The following is a 15,651-nucleotide window of genomic DNA, read 5'->3' as shown; positions in this document are numbered from 1 at the left end:
GCCCCCAGAATCTCTGGGGGCCCTTCCCGTCGTAGGACGAACCGCTCGGATCAGACCGCGGCGATCCGCCGGACCGTGTCCGCGATCGTGTCCCGTGACGGCAGCCACACCCGTTCCAACGAGGGTGCGTACGGCGCCGGAACCGACGGCGGGGCCACGCGCGTCACCGGTGCGTCCAGGTGCCAGAAGCCCTCGTCGACGGCCATCGCGGAGAGTTCCGCGCCGACGCCGAAGTCCCGTACCGCCTCGTGCGCGATGACCAGGCGGTTGGTCTTGGCGAGGGAGGCGAGGACGGTCTCGCGGTCCAGCGGGGCGATCGTGCGCAGGTCGATCACCTCGACGCTGATGCCCTCCCCGGCGAGCAACTCGGCGGCGGCCAGGGCGTCTTGGACCATCCGCGACCAGGAGACCAGGGTGATGTCGGTGCCCTCACGGACCACCTTCGCCTTGCCCAGCGGGATCAGATGGTCGGCCGGGGGCCTGGGGCCCTTGAGGCCGTACTGGAGCCGGTTCTCCACGAAGACCACCGGGTTGGGGTCCTGGATGGCGGCACGCAGCAGGCCGTAGGTGTCCGCCGGGTTGGACGGCATCACGACCGTCAGGCCGGGGATGTGGGCGAGGATGGCCTCCAGGCTCTGCGAGTGCTGGCTGCCCGAGGAGCGTCCCGCGCCGAACTGGGTGCGGACGACCAGCGGCATGGAGGCCCGGCCGCCGGTCATGAAGCGGAGTTTGGCGGCCTGGTTGAGGAGCATGTCGAGGCAGACGCCGATGAAGTCCATGTACATGATCTCGACCACCGGCCTCATGCCGGCCATGGCCGCTCCCACCGCCGTACCGACGACGGCGCTCTCGCTGATCGGGGTGTCCCGCACCCGGCCGGGGAAGGCCTGTGCGAGCCCGCGGGTCAGTCCGAAGACGTTGCCGCCGGCGCCGACGTCGATCCCGGCGACGAACACGCTCGGATCGGCGGCGAGTTCGTGCTCCAGGGCCAGTCGTACGGCGTCCATGGACCGGAAGATCTCGGCGTCGGCCGGGAGCGGCGCGGGCTCGGGGATCGGGAGGCGGGGCGCGGAGACGTAGTCGTGCAGGGTCTCCGGGGCGGGTTCCGGCAGGGTCCTGGACCAGTCGATCGCCGCCTCGATCTCTTTGTCGATCTCCTCGTCCACGGCGTCGGCCAGCGCGGTCGGGACACCGGCCGCCGCCAGGTGCGCGCGGGCCACGAGCAGCGGGTCGCGTTTCTTGGCGGCGGCGACCTCCTCGGCGGGGCGGTAGCGCTCGGGGTCGCCCTCGTAGTGGCCGTGCCAGCGGTACGTCTCCGCCTCCAGCAGGACCGGGCCGCCGCCCGCGCGCAGCCGCGCGACGATCCCGGTCATGGTCTGCGCCACGGCCAGCACGTCGTTGCCGTCCACGTGGTGGTAGTCGATGCCGTACCCGGCGGCGCGCGCGGAGAGCGGGGCGCGGTGCTGCTCGGCCTCGGGGGAGAACTCGGAGTAGTGGTTGTTCTCACAGAGGAAGACGACCGGCAGATCCCACACGGAGGCCAGGTTCACGGCCTCGTGGAACATGCCCTGGGCCACCGCCCCGTCCCCGAAGAACGCCACCACCACGTCGCCGGCCGCGCGCAGTTTCGCGGCGGTCGCCACCCCGGCCGCGATCGGGAGCCCCGCGCCGACGATGCCGTTCGCGCCGTAGATCCCGAGACCGGGGTCCGCGATGTGCATCGAGCCGCCGCGGCCGTGGCAGGTGCCCGCGTCCTTGCCCATCAGCTCGGCCATCATGGACGCCGAGTCCAGGCCCTTGGCCAGGACGTGGCCGTGGCCGCGGTGGGTGGAGGTGATGCCGTCGCGTGCGCCGAGCGGCCAGCAGGCGCCGACGGCGCTCGCCTCCTGGCCGATCGACAGATGCAGGAAGCCCGGGATCTCCGTGGCCTTGTACAGATCGGACGCCCGCTCCTCGAAGCGGCGGATGCGGCGCATCCGCCGGTACATCTCCAGGAGCTGGTCCGTCTGTGCGGAGCCGGTGCCGGTGTGATGCGATACCTGAGTCATACGGTCCTCGCCTTAATGTACCGTTTGGTCTAGCAAACTAGAGCGACGTCCCCGGGTCCGCTTCCCCCGGGCGCGCCACGATCCGGCGCCTGTGCGGACCCGGGACAGCACGCACGTCGTCACAGTCAGGGGAGAGAAGAGATGCCACGACCGCCAGGTCATGGGCCGGGCTTCGAAGTCAGACGTCAGAAGATCATCGACGCCGCGGCGTCCCTGTTCGCGCAACAGGGCTACGCGGCGACCTCCATCAACGACCTGGGCCGCGCGGTCGGGCTCGCCAAGGGTGCCCTGTACTACTACATCGGTTCCAAGGAGAACCTGCTCATCGAGATCCAGTCGCGGGTGCTCGGCCCGCTGCTGGCGCGCGCCAAGGAGATCGCGGCCCTCGACGAGGTCCCGCTGCTGCGGCTGCGCCTGCTGTCCGAGTCGCTGCTCACGATCATCTTCCGCAGGCTCGACCACATCTGGGTCTACGAGCACGACTACCGCAGCCTCAGCGGCAAGGAGCTGGAGATCGTGCTGCGGCAGCGCTCCGACTTCGAACTGCTGATCACCGGCCTGCTCACGGAGGCTGTCGAGGAGGGGACCTTCCGCGCGGTCGAACCGCACCTGGCCACCCTCCAGTTCCTCAACCTCCACAACCACACCTACCAATGGGTGCGGCCGGACGGCAGCTGGGACGCCGCGTTCCTGTCGGGCGAGTACTGCTCGACCCTGTTCCGCGGTTTCGCCGCGTCCGTCGGCGACCTCCCGGACGTCGAGGCGCTGGCCGCCGAGTTCAAGCGGGCTCGGCCCGAACTGCTCCTCGACCCAGAGGCGTTGTGGGAAGCGGTCTCCGTGGCGAGCTGACCGGACCCGCGGTGCGCCGCCGCGCACCGCGGATCCCGCCCGCTCACGCGCCCTGGACCAGGGCCCTGGCGATGACATTGCGCTGGATCTCGTTGGTGCCCTCGCCGATCTCCAGGATCTTGGCGTCGGCGTAGAAACGGGAGATCTCCGACTCCCGCACGTATCCGTAGCCGCCGTGGATCTGCAGCGACTGGGAGGCCGCCCGGTTGGCGACCTCGGAGGCGTACAGCTTGGCCATGGCGGCCTCCGTGCTGTGCGGGCGGCCCCGGTCGGCGAGCCACGCGGCGCGGTAGACCATCCAGCGGGCCGCCTGGTACTCAGTCCCGATGTCGGCGATCTTGTGCGCGACCGCCTGGAAGTCCGACAGCGGACGCCCGAACTGGTGCCGCTCCTTGGCGTGTTTGACCGCCAGCGCCAGCGCCGCCTTGGCCAGCGAGAGGCCGAGCGCCGCCACGCTGATCCGGCCGCCGTCGAGCACGGACAGGAACTGCCGCAGCCCGTTGCCCTCTTCGCCGATCAGGTGGTCGTCGGAGACCCAGCAGTCGGTGAACACCAACTCCCGTGTGTCCATGGCGTGCCAGCCGAGCTTCTTCAGCTTGGCGCCGACCGTGTAACCGGGCGTGCCGGTCGGCACGTAGAAGGTCGCGTACCCCTTGCGTCCGTCCGCGCCCCTGCCCGTCGTGGCGAGCAGGGTGACGCCCTGACTGATGTCGGTGCCCGCGTTGGTGATGAACATCTTGGTGCCGTTGATCACCCAACCCCCGTCCGCCCGGCGGGCGGTGGTCGCGATGCCGGCCGCGTCGGAGCCGGCGTCCGGCTCGGTCAGCCCGAACGCGCCGATCGCCTCGCCCTTCGCCAGCGGGGTCAGCCAGCGGTGTTTCTGCTCCTCGGTGCCGTACGCGAGCAACGGCAGCGTGCCGATCGTCGAGTGCGCGTTCCAGGAGGAGGCCACCGACTGGTCGGCGGCGCCGAGTTCCTCCATCACCGCGACATAGGTGACCGTGTCCGCGCCGGCCCCGCCGTACTCCTCCGGCACCAGCATGCCCATCAGGCCGAGTTCGCCCAGCTTGGTGAAGATCTTGGTGGGGAAGATCTCGTTCTCGGACCACTCGGCCGCGTGGGGCGTGATCTCGTTGGCCGCGAACTCGCGGACCATGTCCTGGAGAGCGAGGGTCTCCTCGGGCAGGTCGAAGTCCATGTCACAGTCCCTTCGGGGTCAGCAGCACCTTCAGGTGCTTGGCCCGGTCGGCGGCCAGGTCCTCGAAGACACCGGCTCCTCCCGAGAGCGGAAAACGGCCGGTGATCAGGGCGGAGGCGTCCAGGCGCCCGGTGCTCATCAGATCGATCACGCGCGGGATGTCGAAGTTGTAGCCGAGCGTGCCGACCACCGACCGCTCGTAGAACACGAGTTGGCCCATGTCGAACTCGACACTTCCGTGCCCGACCCCGGCCAGCACGACCCGTCCGCCGCGCCGCACGATCGACACGGCCTGCCCCGCGAGCGCGGGCACACCCGTCGCGTCGATGACAACGTCCGGGCCGATCCGCCCGGTCCGTACGAACACCTCACGCCGTACGTCGGTCTCGCGTGGGTCGAAGGCCTCGGTGACGCCGATGCCGAGCAGCATCTCGCGACGGCCGGCGAGGGGTTCACTCACGAACAGCCCCGCCGCACCGGCGATTTGGGCCGCGAGGACCACGGCGACGCCGATCGGGCCGCCGCCGACCACGAGAACGTTGTCGCCCGGCTTGACCCCGGCCCGGGTCACGGCGTGCAGCCCGACCGCCAACGGCTCGGCCACGGCGGCGAGTTCGTCGCTCACGTTGTCCGGGAGGCGGGTCAGGCCGGCCAGCGGCACGGTGACGCGTTCCGCGAAGCCGCCGGGGGAGGCGAGGCCCACGGAACCGCTCTTGGGGCAGATGTGGTACTCGCCGCGCGTGCACCAGAAGCACACGCCGCAGCGCCACACCGGGTCCGCGGTGACGCGGTCTCCGACGGTGATGCCGGGTGCGTCCGCGCCCAACGCGACCACTGTGCCGCTGAGTTCATGGCCGAGAGCGAGGGGCGGCTTGGCTCCGGTGAGGGGGTGCGGGGCCTCGCGGATCATGTGGGGGCCTTCGAGGAACTCGTGCAGGTCCGTGCCGCAGACTCCGCACCAGGAGACTTCTATGACGGCCTCGTGCGCGGAGGGGTCAGGGGGTTCGGCCACCTCTTCGAAACGGAGATCCTGTGCACCGTGCCAGACGAGTGCCTCCATGTTTTCCGCCCCTTTCGTATCGATTTTGGCTGCGGCCCGGTGGGGGCTGGTCGCGCAGTTCCCCGCGCCCCTTAAGGGGCGTTCTTCTTGGCCCTGTTGAGAAAGGAGCCGATGCCCTTCCTCGCGTCCTCTGTGTCGAACACCCCTGTGAACAGGGCGCGTTCCAGTGCCAGGCCGGCCGTCATGCTCGCGTCCGTGCCGTGGTCGACCGCCTCTTTGATGGCTTCCAAGGCTGCCGGTGGGCCCTCGGACAGTTGGCGGGCGTAGGTCAGCGCGGCCTGCAAGGTGGAACCGGTGGGGACCACCTCGTCCACCAGGCCCAGCCGTAGCGCCTCCTCCGCCTTCACCCTGCGGCCGGTCATCAGCAGGTTCTTCGCGCGGGACGGGCCGATCAGCCGGGCGAGCCGCTGGGTGCCGCCCGAGCCCGGCATGATGCCGAGCTGTACCTCCGGCTGGGCGAAGACCGCGTCCTCGGCTGCCACCCGGTAGTCGGCGGCCAGGGCCAGCTCCATGCCGCCGCCCAGGGCGTAGCCGGTGACCGCCGCGATCACCGGCATGGGCAGGCGGGCGACCTCGTCGAAGGTGCGTTGCAACGCGCGGTTCCAGCCGCGGATCTCCTCCGGGCCCATCGCGGCCAGGGCCTTGATGTCGGCGCCGGCGGCGAAGAGCCGTTCGCCGCCGTGGAGCACGACGGCCCGTACGGCGGGGGAGTCGGCCAGCCCGCGTACGCAGGTGGCCAGCTCCTCTCTCTGAAGGGAGTCGAAGGCGTTCATCGGCGGGTTGTCGAGGCGGACCGTGACGACCGGTCCGTCGGTGTCGAGCCGGATGCGTGGCACGAAGAACCCTCCTCCTCGGCGGAAGCGGCGTCGCGTGCGATCGGGTGGTTGTCGATGCGCACGCGCCGTCGTAAAGTGCGGCTCATTGGTTTTATAGACCAAGGGGTACACTAAATCATGGGAGTGGGCAACCGACCGGTCGGGATCCGGTGTGCCCCATGAGCCGTGGTCGAGCCGTGTTCAGCGCCGAACACCACAGAGCGAGAGTGAGCCGTGCACAATTTCGCGAGCATCCTCGATTACCACCTGGCGCAGCGGCCGGACGCCGTCGCCGTCGTCCAGGGCGAGCGCTGTCTGACGGTCCGTCATCTGCACGAGCGGGTGAACCAGTTGGCGGCGGGCCTGGCCGAGCTGGGCGTCGGACGCGGTGATGTCGTCGGTCTGCTGCTCTACAACCAGCCGGAGTTCCTGGAGCTGGTCCACGCGACCAACCGGCTCGGCGCGGTCTTCCTGCCGCTCAACTACCGCCTCTCGGAAGAGGAGTGGCAGTACATCCTCGGGCACGCCCAGGCCAAGGTGATCGTCACCGAGCCGGAGTTCGTGCGGGCGGTGGAGCGCAGCGCCGGGTGTCTGACGGACCTGGAGCACCGGGTCCTGATCGGCGCGGGCGAGCCGCCCGAGGAGCCGTGGACCGACTACGAGGAATTGCTGGCCCGGCACAAGGGGGAGCGGGTGGAGCCCGTGGACGTCGAGCTCGACGATCTCCAGCGGCTCATGTACACCTCCGGCACCACCTCACGCCCCAAGGGTGTCCGCATCACCTACGGAAACCTCCAGGCCAAGAACCTCGCCCACATCGTCCACTTCGGCCTGACGGCGGCGGACACCACGCTGGTCTGCGGCCCGCTTTACCACGTCGGCGGTCTGGACATGCCGGCCCTCGGGGTCCTGTACGCGGGCGGCAGTGTCGTGCTCCAGCGCAAGTTCGACCCGCAGGGCGTCCTGCACGCCATCGAGAGGTACCGCGTCACCAACGTGTGGCTGGCGCCCGCCATGGTCAACGCGGTCCTGGAGGTCCCCGACCGCGAGGAGTACGACACCAGCTCGGTCCGCTTCATCCTCGGCGGCGGCGAGAAGACGCCCGAACCGGTGCTCCGGCGCATCATGACCGCGTTCCCCAACGCCTGGTTCGCCGACGCCTACGGCCTGACCGAGACCGTCTCCGGCGACACCTTCCTCGACCGCGAGCACGCGCTGTCCAAGCTGGGCTCGGTCGGACGTCCCGTCCCGCACACGCGCGTGCGGATCGTCGACGACAGCGGAGTAGAGGTCCCGGCCGGTGAGCTCGGTGAGATCACCCTGCGCGGGCCGAAGGTCTTCGCCGGGTACTGGCGCGACGAGAAGGCCACGGCGGCGGCTCTGCGGAACGGCTGGTTCCACACCGGCGACATCGGACACGTCGACGAGGAGGGCTTCCTCTTCATCGACGACCGCAAGAAGGACATGATCGTGTCCGGTGGCGAGAACATCGCCACGCCCGAGGTGGAGCGCGTGTTGTACGAACACCCGGCAGTTCTTGAGGCCGCGGTGGTCGGGCTCAACCATCCCCGCTGGGGCGAAGTCCCGCGCGCCTTCGTGGTGTTCAGGCCCGGCGACAACGCCGGCGCGGAGGAACTGAGGGAGTTCTGCCGGGCCCGTCTCGCCAAGTTCAAGGTGCCGGCCCGCTTCGACATCGTCGACGAGCTGCCCCGCACCCCGTCCGGCAAGGTTCTCAAGCGAACCCTGCGCGACATCCCCGCGGAGGGCTGAGCCATGACCGACGTGAATGCCCAAATCCGGCTCGACGGGCGGACGGCGTGGGTGACAGGTGCGGGGAAGGGACTGGGGCGGGCGATCGCCGTCGCCCTGTCCCAGGCAGGCGCCACCGTGGCGGCAACGGCCCGCACCGCGGCGGACCTTGAGAGCCTGGAGGGCGAACTCGCCGCGCACGGCGGCAAGGTGCTGGTCCTGCCCGGCTCGGTCGCCGACTCCGGCGTCGTCCGGGGCATCGTCGAGCGCATCACCGACGACACCGGCCGCCTCGACGCGGTCGTCAACTGTGCTGGTACGAGCCCGCACTTCACCCGCAGCGAGCGCGTCACCGACGAGGACTGGCAGCAGGTTCTCGACGTCAACCTCCAAGGCACCTTCTACTGCTGCCGCGAGGCCGGCCAGGTGATGCTGGAGCAGCGTTCGGGCTCGATCGTCAACGTCTCCTCGGTGCACGCCCGCACCGGCTTCGAGCGGATCGCCGCCTACGCCGCCAGCAAGGGCGGGGTCGAGGCCCTCACCAAGTCCCTCGCCGTGGAATGGGCCGACCGCGGGGTCCGGGTCAACGCCCTCGCGCCCGGCTACTTCCACACCGACCTCAGCTCCGGCCTGCTGGCCAGCCGCTGGGGCGAACGCATCGTCGACAGCACGCCGTTGGGCCGCGTCGGCGACGTCTCGGAACTCGGCGGGGCCGCGGTCTTCCTCGCCTCCGACGCGTCCCGTTTCGTCACCGGCACCACACTCACGGTGGACGGCGGCTGGACCGCGCGATAGCTGTATTGATCCTGAGCGCGCTCACCGCTCCGGCGCGGGCCGCACGGTGAGCAGCTGCAGCGCGTGTCCGACCGGGCCGTCGACGTCGTGCAGGACGGTGCTCGTCAGACCCTGACCGGTGGGCCCGAAGGTGACCGTCGTGTCCAACCCGGTCCAGTCGCCCGCGGGTTGGCGGTGCAGGTGGATGGTCAGGTCGACGTTCGGGTAGATCCAGGCGGTCGGCGGCTGTCGTACGGCGATGCCGTTCGCGGTGTCGACGAGTGCGAGACAGGACGCGAGCGGGCTGCTGGGTTCACCGGCGACGAGGGCGTGCCGGGTGGAGATCCAGGCGGTCGTACGGCCCGGCCGGGGTGGCGCGAGCGGCCGTACGTCCAGGGAGGCGATGTATCCGCCGGGCCACAGCGCGCTCATCTCCCAGGGGGCCAACTCCCCGGGTGGGGTGAGCCGTTCGTCGGGGCCGCCCGCGACGGCGGAGGTGTCGATCGCGGCGAGGAACCAGGCCCGGGCCCGCACCACCGGCCGGTCGGCGACCAGCACCACGGCCTCGACCAGCTCGATCGTACGGCCGGGTCGGACGACCTCCACCCGGATCTCGCACTCGTCGAGAGCGAGCCGGCCCAGGATGTCGTAACTGATCCGCGCCATCACGAGCCCGTCGCCGCCCGGACGTTGCGCCAACCGGCGCTCGATGGCGTGGACGACGAGCCCGCCGAGCGGGCTGAAGTGCAGCTCGTCGGGGTCCCAGGCGCCGCCCGCGTGGGCGGTGGGCTTGTAGAGGTGCTCGTCGATGCGCTCGTAGTAGCTGCCGGGGACCGTGGTGCCGGAGTTCAACGGACTTCTCTCCCGAGGTTGTTCCCGCCGTGCGTGCGATGTTCCGGTGACAACTCTGCCACCTGCGGAAAGGTCCGTACCGGACGCGTCAAGTGATGGAGGAAAAGGGTCGGCCGGAGCGAGGTCTGCGGTCGGGTCCTGAACGGATGCTCCGCCCTGAGCGCCCACATCGACGAACTGCCGTTGATTCGGCTTCAGTTGTTGACGGCAGGCAAGGGCGGGACTACAACCCGGGGAGAGCGCTCCCAACCCCGCTGAGGAGACCCCCCATGCAGACACCCGTCGGCACCTCCGCCAGACCTCCGACCGGAGCCCTGCGCTCCCGTACGGCTCTCGGTCTGGCCGTCGTCCTGATCGTCGCCTTCTTCGCCGCCCTGAGCCCCTCACCCGCCCGCGCCGCCGACCAGTTGCTGTCCCAGGGACGGCCGGCCACCGCGTCCTCGACCGAGAACGCGTCCTTCCCCGCGAGCGCGGCCGTCGACGGGAACACCGGCACCCGCTGGTCCTCCGCCTTCGCCGACCCGCAGTGGCTCCAGGTGGACCTTGGAACGGTCCAGCAGATCACCCGCGTCTCGCTCACCTGGGAGGCCGCGTACGCCACCGGCTACCAGATCCAGACCTCCACCGACGCGACCACCTGGACCACGGTCTACTCCACCACGACCGCCACCGGCGGCACCCAGAACCTCACCGTCACCGGCAGCGGCCGCTACGTCCGCCTGTACGGCACCGCCCGGGCCACCCAATGGGGCTACTCCCTCTGGGAGTTCCAGGTCTACGGCCCCGGAAGCACCACCCCGCCCGACGACTTCTGGGGCAGCACCAGCGACATTCCCGCGGCGAACAACGCCGTGGAGGTGAAGATCCTCAACCGGACCAACGGCAAGTACCCGGACAGCCAGGTGTATTGGAGCTTCAACGGGCAGACGCACTCCATCGCCGAGCAGCCCTACCTGGACATGCCGGCCAACTCCGCGGGCCGCATGTACTTCTACCTGGGCTCGCCCACCAGTTCCTACTACGACTTCATCGAGTTCACCGTCGGCGGCAACGTCTTCAACGGCAACACCACCCGCGTCGACGCCTTCGGCCTCAAGCTCGCCATGCGCCTGCACAGCAAGGACGGTTACGACACCGAGGTCGGCGAGAACCGGGCGACCTTCGCCGAGGACCGCGCGACCACCTTCCAGCGGTTCACCGACGCGGTGCCGTCCCAGTTCAAGGTGCTGGCGCAGACCCAGGCGCCGTACCGGATCATCGCGCCCGGCAGCGACCCGAGCTTCCGCGCGGGCGGCGCCAACGCCAACTACTTCACCTCGTACGCCCAGTCGGTCGGCGTGAACGCGGCCACCTCCGACATCTTCGGCTGCGCGGGCTCGCTGGCCGCCGACCCCAACACGTGCGCCGCCCTCAACCGCCATGTGGCCACCCTGCCGGCGTCGCAGCAGTCCGACCCGGCGCAGTTCTACAAGGCGGCGCCCGCGAACTACTACGCCAAGTTCTGGCACGACAACGCCATCAACCAGCTTGCCTACGGCTTCCCCTACGACGACGTGGCGGGCCAGTCCTCGTTCGTCTCGCACGCCAACCCGCAGTGGCTCCTGGTCGCCGTCGGCTGGTAGGTACTGCGGACACATCGCGAAACGGGGCCGCCCTCGTCAGGAAGGGCGGCCCCGCTTCAGCTTCTCCTGGCGGGAGTTACTGGACGTTGATCGTGAAGGTGGACGTGGTGTTGCGGATGTCCTGCGCGTTGCCGCTCATCCGCAGGTTGACGAAGGTCGCCGAACCCACGGCGGGTCCCTGACCCGGTTCGGGCAGCTCGTTGGCCCAGATGCCCCACCCGGACTTGGCGTCGAACGCGTCTCCGCTCTTCTTGGAGTTGGTTATGGAGATGTCGGTGAAGATCGTGTCCTTCACCGGGAACTGTGCTTGTCCGCCTACGTAGTTGGTCTGGAACATCACTCCGCCGTACGTGGAGTTGTCGATGTCCACGTCGTTGACCCGGATGCCCTGGAAGACCTTCGAGGCCGAGAACGCCCAGATGGCCGGGAAGACCTGGGAGCCCCAGAAGTGGCCGCCCGTTCTGTCCAGGGAGACGTTCTCGATCGTCGTCGGATCGGTCCCGAAACCGTTCATCGGGTAGCCGAAGTCCAGCGAGGAGATCGTGATGCCGGAGTAGACCAGGGTGTCGGCGACCCTGATGTTGCGGAAGGTGTTGTCGAAGCCGCCGTAGACGGCGATACCGGCCGCACGCCAGGTGAGTGTCGACGTCAGGTTCTCGTAGAGGTTGTTCTTCTCGTCGGAACCGCCCGCGTCGATCGCCGAGAAGAGCGCGAAGCTGTCGTCGCCCGTGGCGCGGGCGTCGTTGTTGACGACGTGGTTGTCCGTGGAGCCGTTCGTCATGTTGATGCCGTCGGCGAACGTGTCACGGATGCGGGAGTTCTTGATGGTCATGCTGTCGGTGTTGGCGCCCCAGTACATGCACACCATGTGCTCGACCCAGATGTCGTCGATGGTGATGTTGGAGACGTTGGAGAAGTCGAACACCTTGCCGGGACCGTCGATCCGGGACGTGTAGTTCCCGAAGTAGGCGAAGCCGGTGAACGACGAACCGTTCGCGGTGGCCTCGGCCCGGATGCCGATGTCGGTGTTCTCCTGCGAGGCGGGGGCGTGGAAGCGGGTGAACCACGACCCCGCTCCGACGACCTTGACCGCCTTGCCGTAGACCTGCAGCTTGCTGGAGGTCTCGTAGTCGCCGGCGGGCAGATAGACACCGACGAGCTTGCCCGTGGTGTCCATGCGGACCGTGTCGAGCGCGTTCTGCACGTCCTGCTGCGCGAAGCCGGCCGGCACCACGTAGGCGGCCGGGTCCGGGTTCGGGACCGCCGTCGCCTGCTCGGTGTTGATGAAGTCGATCGCGTACGTGGGCGACGTGTTGGCCGCGTCCTTCTGGAGCCGGATCTTGGAACCGGCCGGAACGGTCTTGCCCAGCAGGAGATTCGCCTCGTCGTAGATGTGGCGCTGGGCACCGGCGCTCGGCGAGTTGCCGGGCGCGGTCTCGGCGCCGTACAGCCAGGCGTACTTGGAGGTGAGGTCGATGGCCTTGAGGAACTGGCCGTCGACGTAGACGTCGAGCGTGGCGTCGGTGCCGTCGGGGATGGAGAAGCGGGTGACCAGGGTGTTGGTCGACGCGCGGGTGGTCCATTCGACGTACTGGCCGGTCGAGTTGAGGGTCACCGCCTTGCGGCCGCTCGCCTCTCCGGCGATGTCGCCGATGGTGCGGTTCGGTCCGACGACCTGGGCCCCGCCGCCCACTGTGCCGTCCTCGGCCTCGTACATGTCGTAGGGCATGTCGGCGCCGCGACCGACGAACAGGGGTTGTGTGGTGGTGTTGTTGGTCCGCTTGACCGGGAGTTCGTTGGTGTCGTCGGCGATGACCGTCCTGACGGTGAACTTGCCGTTGACGGCCGTCCAGGAGCCGAGGCTGACGGGTGCGGTCGTCTGGCCGGCGGCGATCGTGCCGTTGTAGGAGCCGGTCAGTGTCTTGACGGTGGCGCCGCCCGCGTCCAGGACGGTCAGCGTGACGCCGTGGGCGCCGGACGCGGAGCCGACCGTGCCCTGGTTCTTGATCGCCACGGAGAACGTGACGTTGTCGCCCGCCGAGGGGCTGGACGGGGTCCAGGCGACCGGCGCGGCGACCAGGTCGGAGCTGGAGACCGGCTTGACGACGAGGGCGTCGGGGGCGGTGAAGACGTTGTTGCCCTCGTTCTGCTCGATGACCTTGTTGGACGGGTCCACCTCGGCGCCGAGCGGGTAACTCCCCGCGTCCCGGGTGCCGATGCTCGCCGTGACCGTCGTCGACGCGCCCGCCGCGAGGGCCGGGACGTCCGCCGTGGCGGCCTTCGTGCCGCCGAGCGTGAAGTTCAGGTCGGTGGCCTTGGACGCCTTGCTGCCGCTGTTGGTGACCGTCGCCGTCAGGCTGATGGCGTCCGACTCGACCGGGGCCGCGGGCGTGTGGGTGATGCCGGTGACCTTGAGGTCCGGGTTGGCGGCCGGGGTGCCGATCACCTGGAACTCGGCGACCTGCGCGCCCGGGGCACCGGTGTTGGAGGCGAACTTGAGCTGGATGTCGGCGGCGGCGCCCGAGACCGGGATGGTCACCGTGTTGCCGCTCGACGGGTTGAAGACGTAGTCCTTCGCCGCGACGAGGCTCGTGAACGCGGTCGCGTCCTGGTCCCGGCCCAGCACCTGGATGTTCTGCGTACGCGTCGACCACGCGGGGTCGGGGTTCAGCTTGACGACGACCTGGCTGAGGTCGGCGTTGGCACCGAGCTTGGTGGTGAGGGTGGCCGGGTAGGCACCGCCCCCGCTCTCCCAATAGGTCGCGATCTGGCCGTCGTTGGCGTTCGCGGCGACATAGGTGAAGGTGTACGAGGAGGCCTCGACGGGCTTGCCCTGCGCGAGGTCGGACCCGGCACCGTTACCGGCCCGGGTGACGCTGTTGCTCGCCACCGACACGTTCCCGGCGGCGTCCTTCGCCTTCACGTAGTAGGTGACCGTGGCCGTCGCCGACGGGGTGTCGGTGTACGAAGTCACGCTCCCCGCAACGGACTTGACGACCTGATCGTTGGCGTAGATGTCGTACCCGGTGACCTGGACGTTGTCGCTCGACGCCTGCCAGGTCAGCTTCACGTCGCTGCCCGACTGCGTGTAGGCGAGGTTGCCCGGCGCGGTCGGTGCCTGGGTGTCGCCGGTCGATCCCTTGCGGGTGACGCTGTTGCTGTTGGCGGAGACGTTGCCCGCCGCGTCCTTGGCCCGCACGAAGTACGTGACGTCGCTGCCGGCCGGCTGGGTGTCGGTGTACGTCAGGACGTTCCCGGCGACGCTCGACCTCAACTGCCCGTTGGCGTAGATGTCGTAGCCGGTCACGGCCGTGTCGTCGGTGGCCGCGGTCCAGTTCAGCTCGATCTGCCCGCCGGCCGGCTCGGTGTAGCTCAGGTTGCCCGGCGCGCTGGGCGCCTGCGTGTCGCCGGTCGCCGGTCCGTAGACCTCCAGCTCGGACACCTGCCCAGCGGGCCAGCCGGTGTTCGCCGTGATCAGCACGCGCACGTACCGCGTGGTCGTCGCGTCGAAGGCGATGGTCGTCGACTGGTCGGTCGAGCTGTCGAAGGTGTACGCCTTCGAGGCCGTCAGGTCGGTGAAGTTCTGGTTGTCGGTCGAGCCCTGGACCTTGAGCGTCTGGCTGCGGCTCGGCCAGCCGCTCGGCAGCCGCAGCGTCACCTGATTGACCCTGACCGACGAGCCGAGGTCGACCTGGAGCCACTGCGGGAACGCGTTGTTCGTGCTCTCCCAGTAGGTGTTCCGGTTGCCGTCACCGGCGTTGGCCGCGGGGTAGACATCGGCGTGACCGCTCTCGCTGAAGGGCTTGCCCTGGGCGAGGTTGGCGGTCTCGGCGGTGGCCGTGAGGACCTGCATCTCGCCCAACTGGGCTGTACCCGCGACCGAGTTGGCGCTGAAGTCGGCCCGCACGTACCGGGCGAGGGTCGAAGGCACCGAGATCTTCACGGTGTTGTCGTCACCGGGGCCGAAGACGTACTGCGCCGACGACTTGAGTGTCGCGAAGCTCTTGCCGTCGTCGCTGCCCTGGAGGGCCAGCGTCTGCCTGCGGGTCTGCCAGCCCTCGGGCAGCCGCAGCACGACCTGCCGGACGCGCTCGCTCTTCCCGAGGTCGGTCTGCACCCACTGGGCCGACTTCTTCCCGGCCTGCCAGTAGGTGTCGGTGTCGCCGTCGGTGATGTTGGTGGCCCTGTGCGCGCCGCGGGTGCTGCCCGCGGTGGTCTTCGCGTCCGCGGCGACGTTGGGACCGCCGGCCGCGTGCGCGCCGACGGCGGGCAGGCCCAGCACCATCACGGCGGAGGCGAGCGCGGCGATCGCCGCGCGCCGCCGGGGGGATCTCTTCTTGTGTCGGGTCGGTCGAGTCATACGGGTCACTTCCTGCGGAGGCTCGCGCGCCGGTGGGGCGGCGAGGGCGGCTCGTTCCTGGCGGAGGGAGTGGTGCAGGAGCAGAAGGTGCGAGGTGACGAGGTGAATGGCACCTCTGGGAGGCAGCTTTTTGCGTTGTTTCATCGAAATATTGCAGAGCGACGTGAGTGGGTCTACAGCTGGAACAGCGCAATATTCACCAGAAGTGCTCATCGCCCTGGAGTTACACGGGAGTTGACTTGCGTGCGCTTGCGTCTACTGAACGAAAGTGAACGCAAGCCGCGCAAATTCTTGCGCGATCCAACGTCGTTCAATTCCGCACCG

Annotated in this window: 10 protein-coding genes; 4 read left to right on the top strand and 6 right to left on the bottom strand. The window is 69.3% G+C overall.

Going from position 1 to position 15,651, the window contains the following annotated elements; all coding sequences use genetic code 11:
* Positions 1 to 50 precede the first annotated feature (50 nt).
* Positions 51 to 2,048, bottom strand: a complete 1,998-nt coding sequence (locus OG226_RS10800) for an alpha-ketoacid dehydrogenase subunit alpha/beta (protein ID WP_328676725.1) — start codon at positions 2,046 to 2,048, stop codon at positions 51 to 53.
* A gap of 141 nt (positions 2,049 to 2,189) precedes the next feature.
* Here OG226_RS10800 and OG226_RS10795 point away from each other — a divergent pair, with 141 nt between their 5' ends.
* Positions 2,190 to 2,897 (top strand): TetR/AcrR family transcriptional regulator, encoded by a 708-nt coding sequence (locus OG226_RS10795; protein ID WP_328676723.1) that lies wholly within the window; start codon positions 2,190 to 2,192, stop codon positions 2,895 to 2,897.
* A 43-nt stretch (positions 2,898 to 2,940) separates the two neighbouring features.
* On the opposite strand, the gene OG226_RS10790 is transcribed toward OG226_RS10795, so the two are convergent.
* The 3 genes from OG226_RS10790 to OG226_RS10780 form a co-directional block, all read right to left on the bottom strand.
* On the bottom strand, positions 2,941 to 4,095 hold the full coding sequence (locus tag OG226_RS10790) for an acyl-CoA dehydrogenase family protein (RefSeq protein WP_328676722.1): 1,155 nt from the start codon (positions 4,093 to 4,095) through the stop codon (positions 2,941 to 2,943).
* A 1-nt stretch (position 4,096) separates the two neighbouring features.
* Complete coding sequence (locus OG226_RS10785; protein ID WP_328676721.1) at positions 4,097 to 5,155, bottom strand: 2,3-butanediol dehydrogenase; 1,059 nt, start codon at positions 5,153 to 5,155, stop codon at positions 4,097 to 4,099.
* A 71-nt stretch (positions 5,156 to 5,226) separates the two neighbouring features.
* The gene (locus OG226_RS10780) at positions 5,227 to 5,991 is read right to left on the bottom strand and encodes an enoyl-CoA hydratase/isomerase family protein (protein ID WP_328676720.1); all 765 of its coding nucleotides are present in this window, start codon (positions 5,989 to 5,991) and stop codon (positions 5,227 to 5,229) included.
* A gap of 213 nt (positions 5,992 to 6,204) precedes the next feature.
* On the opposite strand from OG226_RS10780, the gene OG226_RS10775 reads away from it, so the two are divergent.
* Both OG226_RS10775 and OG226_RS10770 read left to right on the top strand, forming a co-directional pair.
* Complete coding sequence (locus OG226_RS10775; RefSeq protein WP_328676719.1) at positions 6,205 to 7,740, top strand: acyl-CoA synthetase; 1,536 nt, start codon at positions 6,205 to 6,207, stop codon at positions 7,738 to 7,740.
* 3 nt (positions 7,741 to 7,743) lie between these two features.
* Positions 7,744 to 8,514, top strand: coding sequence for an SDR family NAD(P)-dependent oxidoreductase (locus tag OG226_RS10770; RefSeq protein WP_329348723.1), 771 nt, complete (start codon positions 7,744 to 7,746; stop codon positions 8,512 to 8,514).
* 21 nt (positions 8,515 to 8,535) lie between these two features.
* On the opposite strand, the gene OG226_RS10765 is transcribed toward OG226_RS10770, so the two are convergent.
* A complete protein-coding gene (locus OG226_RS10765) occupies positions 8,536 to 9,345 on the bottom strand; it encodes a thioesterase family protein (protein ID WP_329348722.1) in 810 nt (269 codons plus the stop codon).
* Between the two features lie 269 nt (positions 9,346 to 9,614).
* Between OG226_RS10765 and OG226_RS10760 the strand changes: the two genes are divergently transcribed.
* The gene (locus tag OG226_RS10760; protein WP_328676715.1) at positions 9,615 to 10,967 is read left to right on the top strand and encodes a beta-1,3-glucanase family protein; all 1,353 of its coding nucleotides are present in this window, start codon (positions 9,615 to 9,617) and stop codon (positions 10,965 to 10,967) included.
* A 76-nt stretch (positions 10,968 to 11,043) separates the two neighbouring features.
* Here OG226_RS10760 and OG226_RS10755 read toward each other — a convergent pair whose 3' ends face one another.
* Positions 11,044 to 15,327, bottom strand: a complete 4,284-nt coding sequence (locus tag OG226_RS10755) for a discoidin domain-containing protein (RefSeq protein ID WP_328676712.1) — start codon at positions 15,325 to 15,327, stop codon at positions 11,044 to 11,046.
* Positions 15,328 to 15,651 lie beyond the last annotated feature (324 nt).

Origin of the sequence: Streptomyces sp. NBC_01261 (assembly GCF_036226385.1) — a bacterium.
Taxonomy (GTDB): Bacteria; Actinomycetota; Actinomycetes; order Streptomycetales; family Streptomycetaceae; genus Streptomyces.
This window is presented reverse-complemented; position numbering and strand designations above follow the sequence as displayed.

What these genes read in the sequence shown, in the direction of transcription:
- OG226_RS10770 (WP_329348723.1), top strand. Translation starts at nt 7,744, where the DNA reads ATGACCGACGTGAATGCCCAAATCCGGCTCGACGGGCGGACGGCGTGG.
- OG226_RS10760 (WP_328676715.1), top strand. Translation starts at nt 9,615, where the DNA reads ATGCAGACACCCGTCGGCACCTCCGCCAGACCTCCGACCGGAGCCCTG.
- OG226_RS10790 (WP_328676722.1), bottom strand. Translation starts at nt 4,095, where the DNA reads ATGGACTTCGACCTGCCCGAGGAGACCCTCGCTCTCCAGGACATGGTC.
- OG226_RS10785 (WP_328676721.1), bottom strand. Translation starts at nt 5,155, where the DNA reads ATGGAGGCACTCGTCTGGCACGGTGCACAGGATCTCCGTTTCGAAGAG.
- OG226_RS10800 (WP_328676725.1), bottom strand. Translation starts at nt 2,048, where the DNA reads ATGACTCAGGTATCGCATCACACCGGCACCGGCTCCGCACAGACGGAC.
- OG226_RS10755 (WP_328676712.1), bottom strand. Translation starts at nt 15,327, where the DNA reads ATGACTCGACCGACCCGACACAAGAAGAGATCCCCCCGGCGGCGCGCG.
- OG226_RS10795 (WP_328676723.1), top strand. Translation starts at nt 2,190, where the DNA reads ATGCCACGACCGCCAGGTCATGGGCCGGGCTTCGAAGTCAGACGTCAG.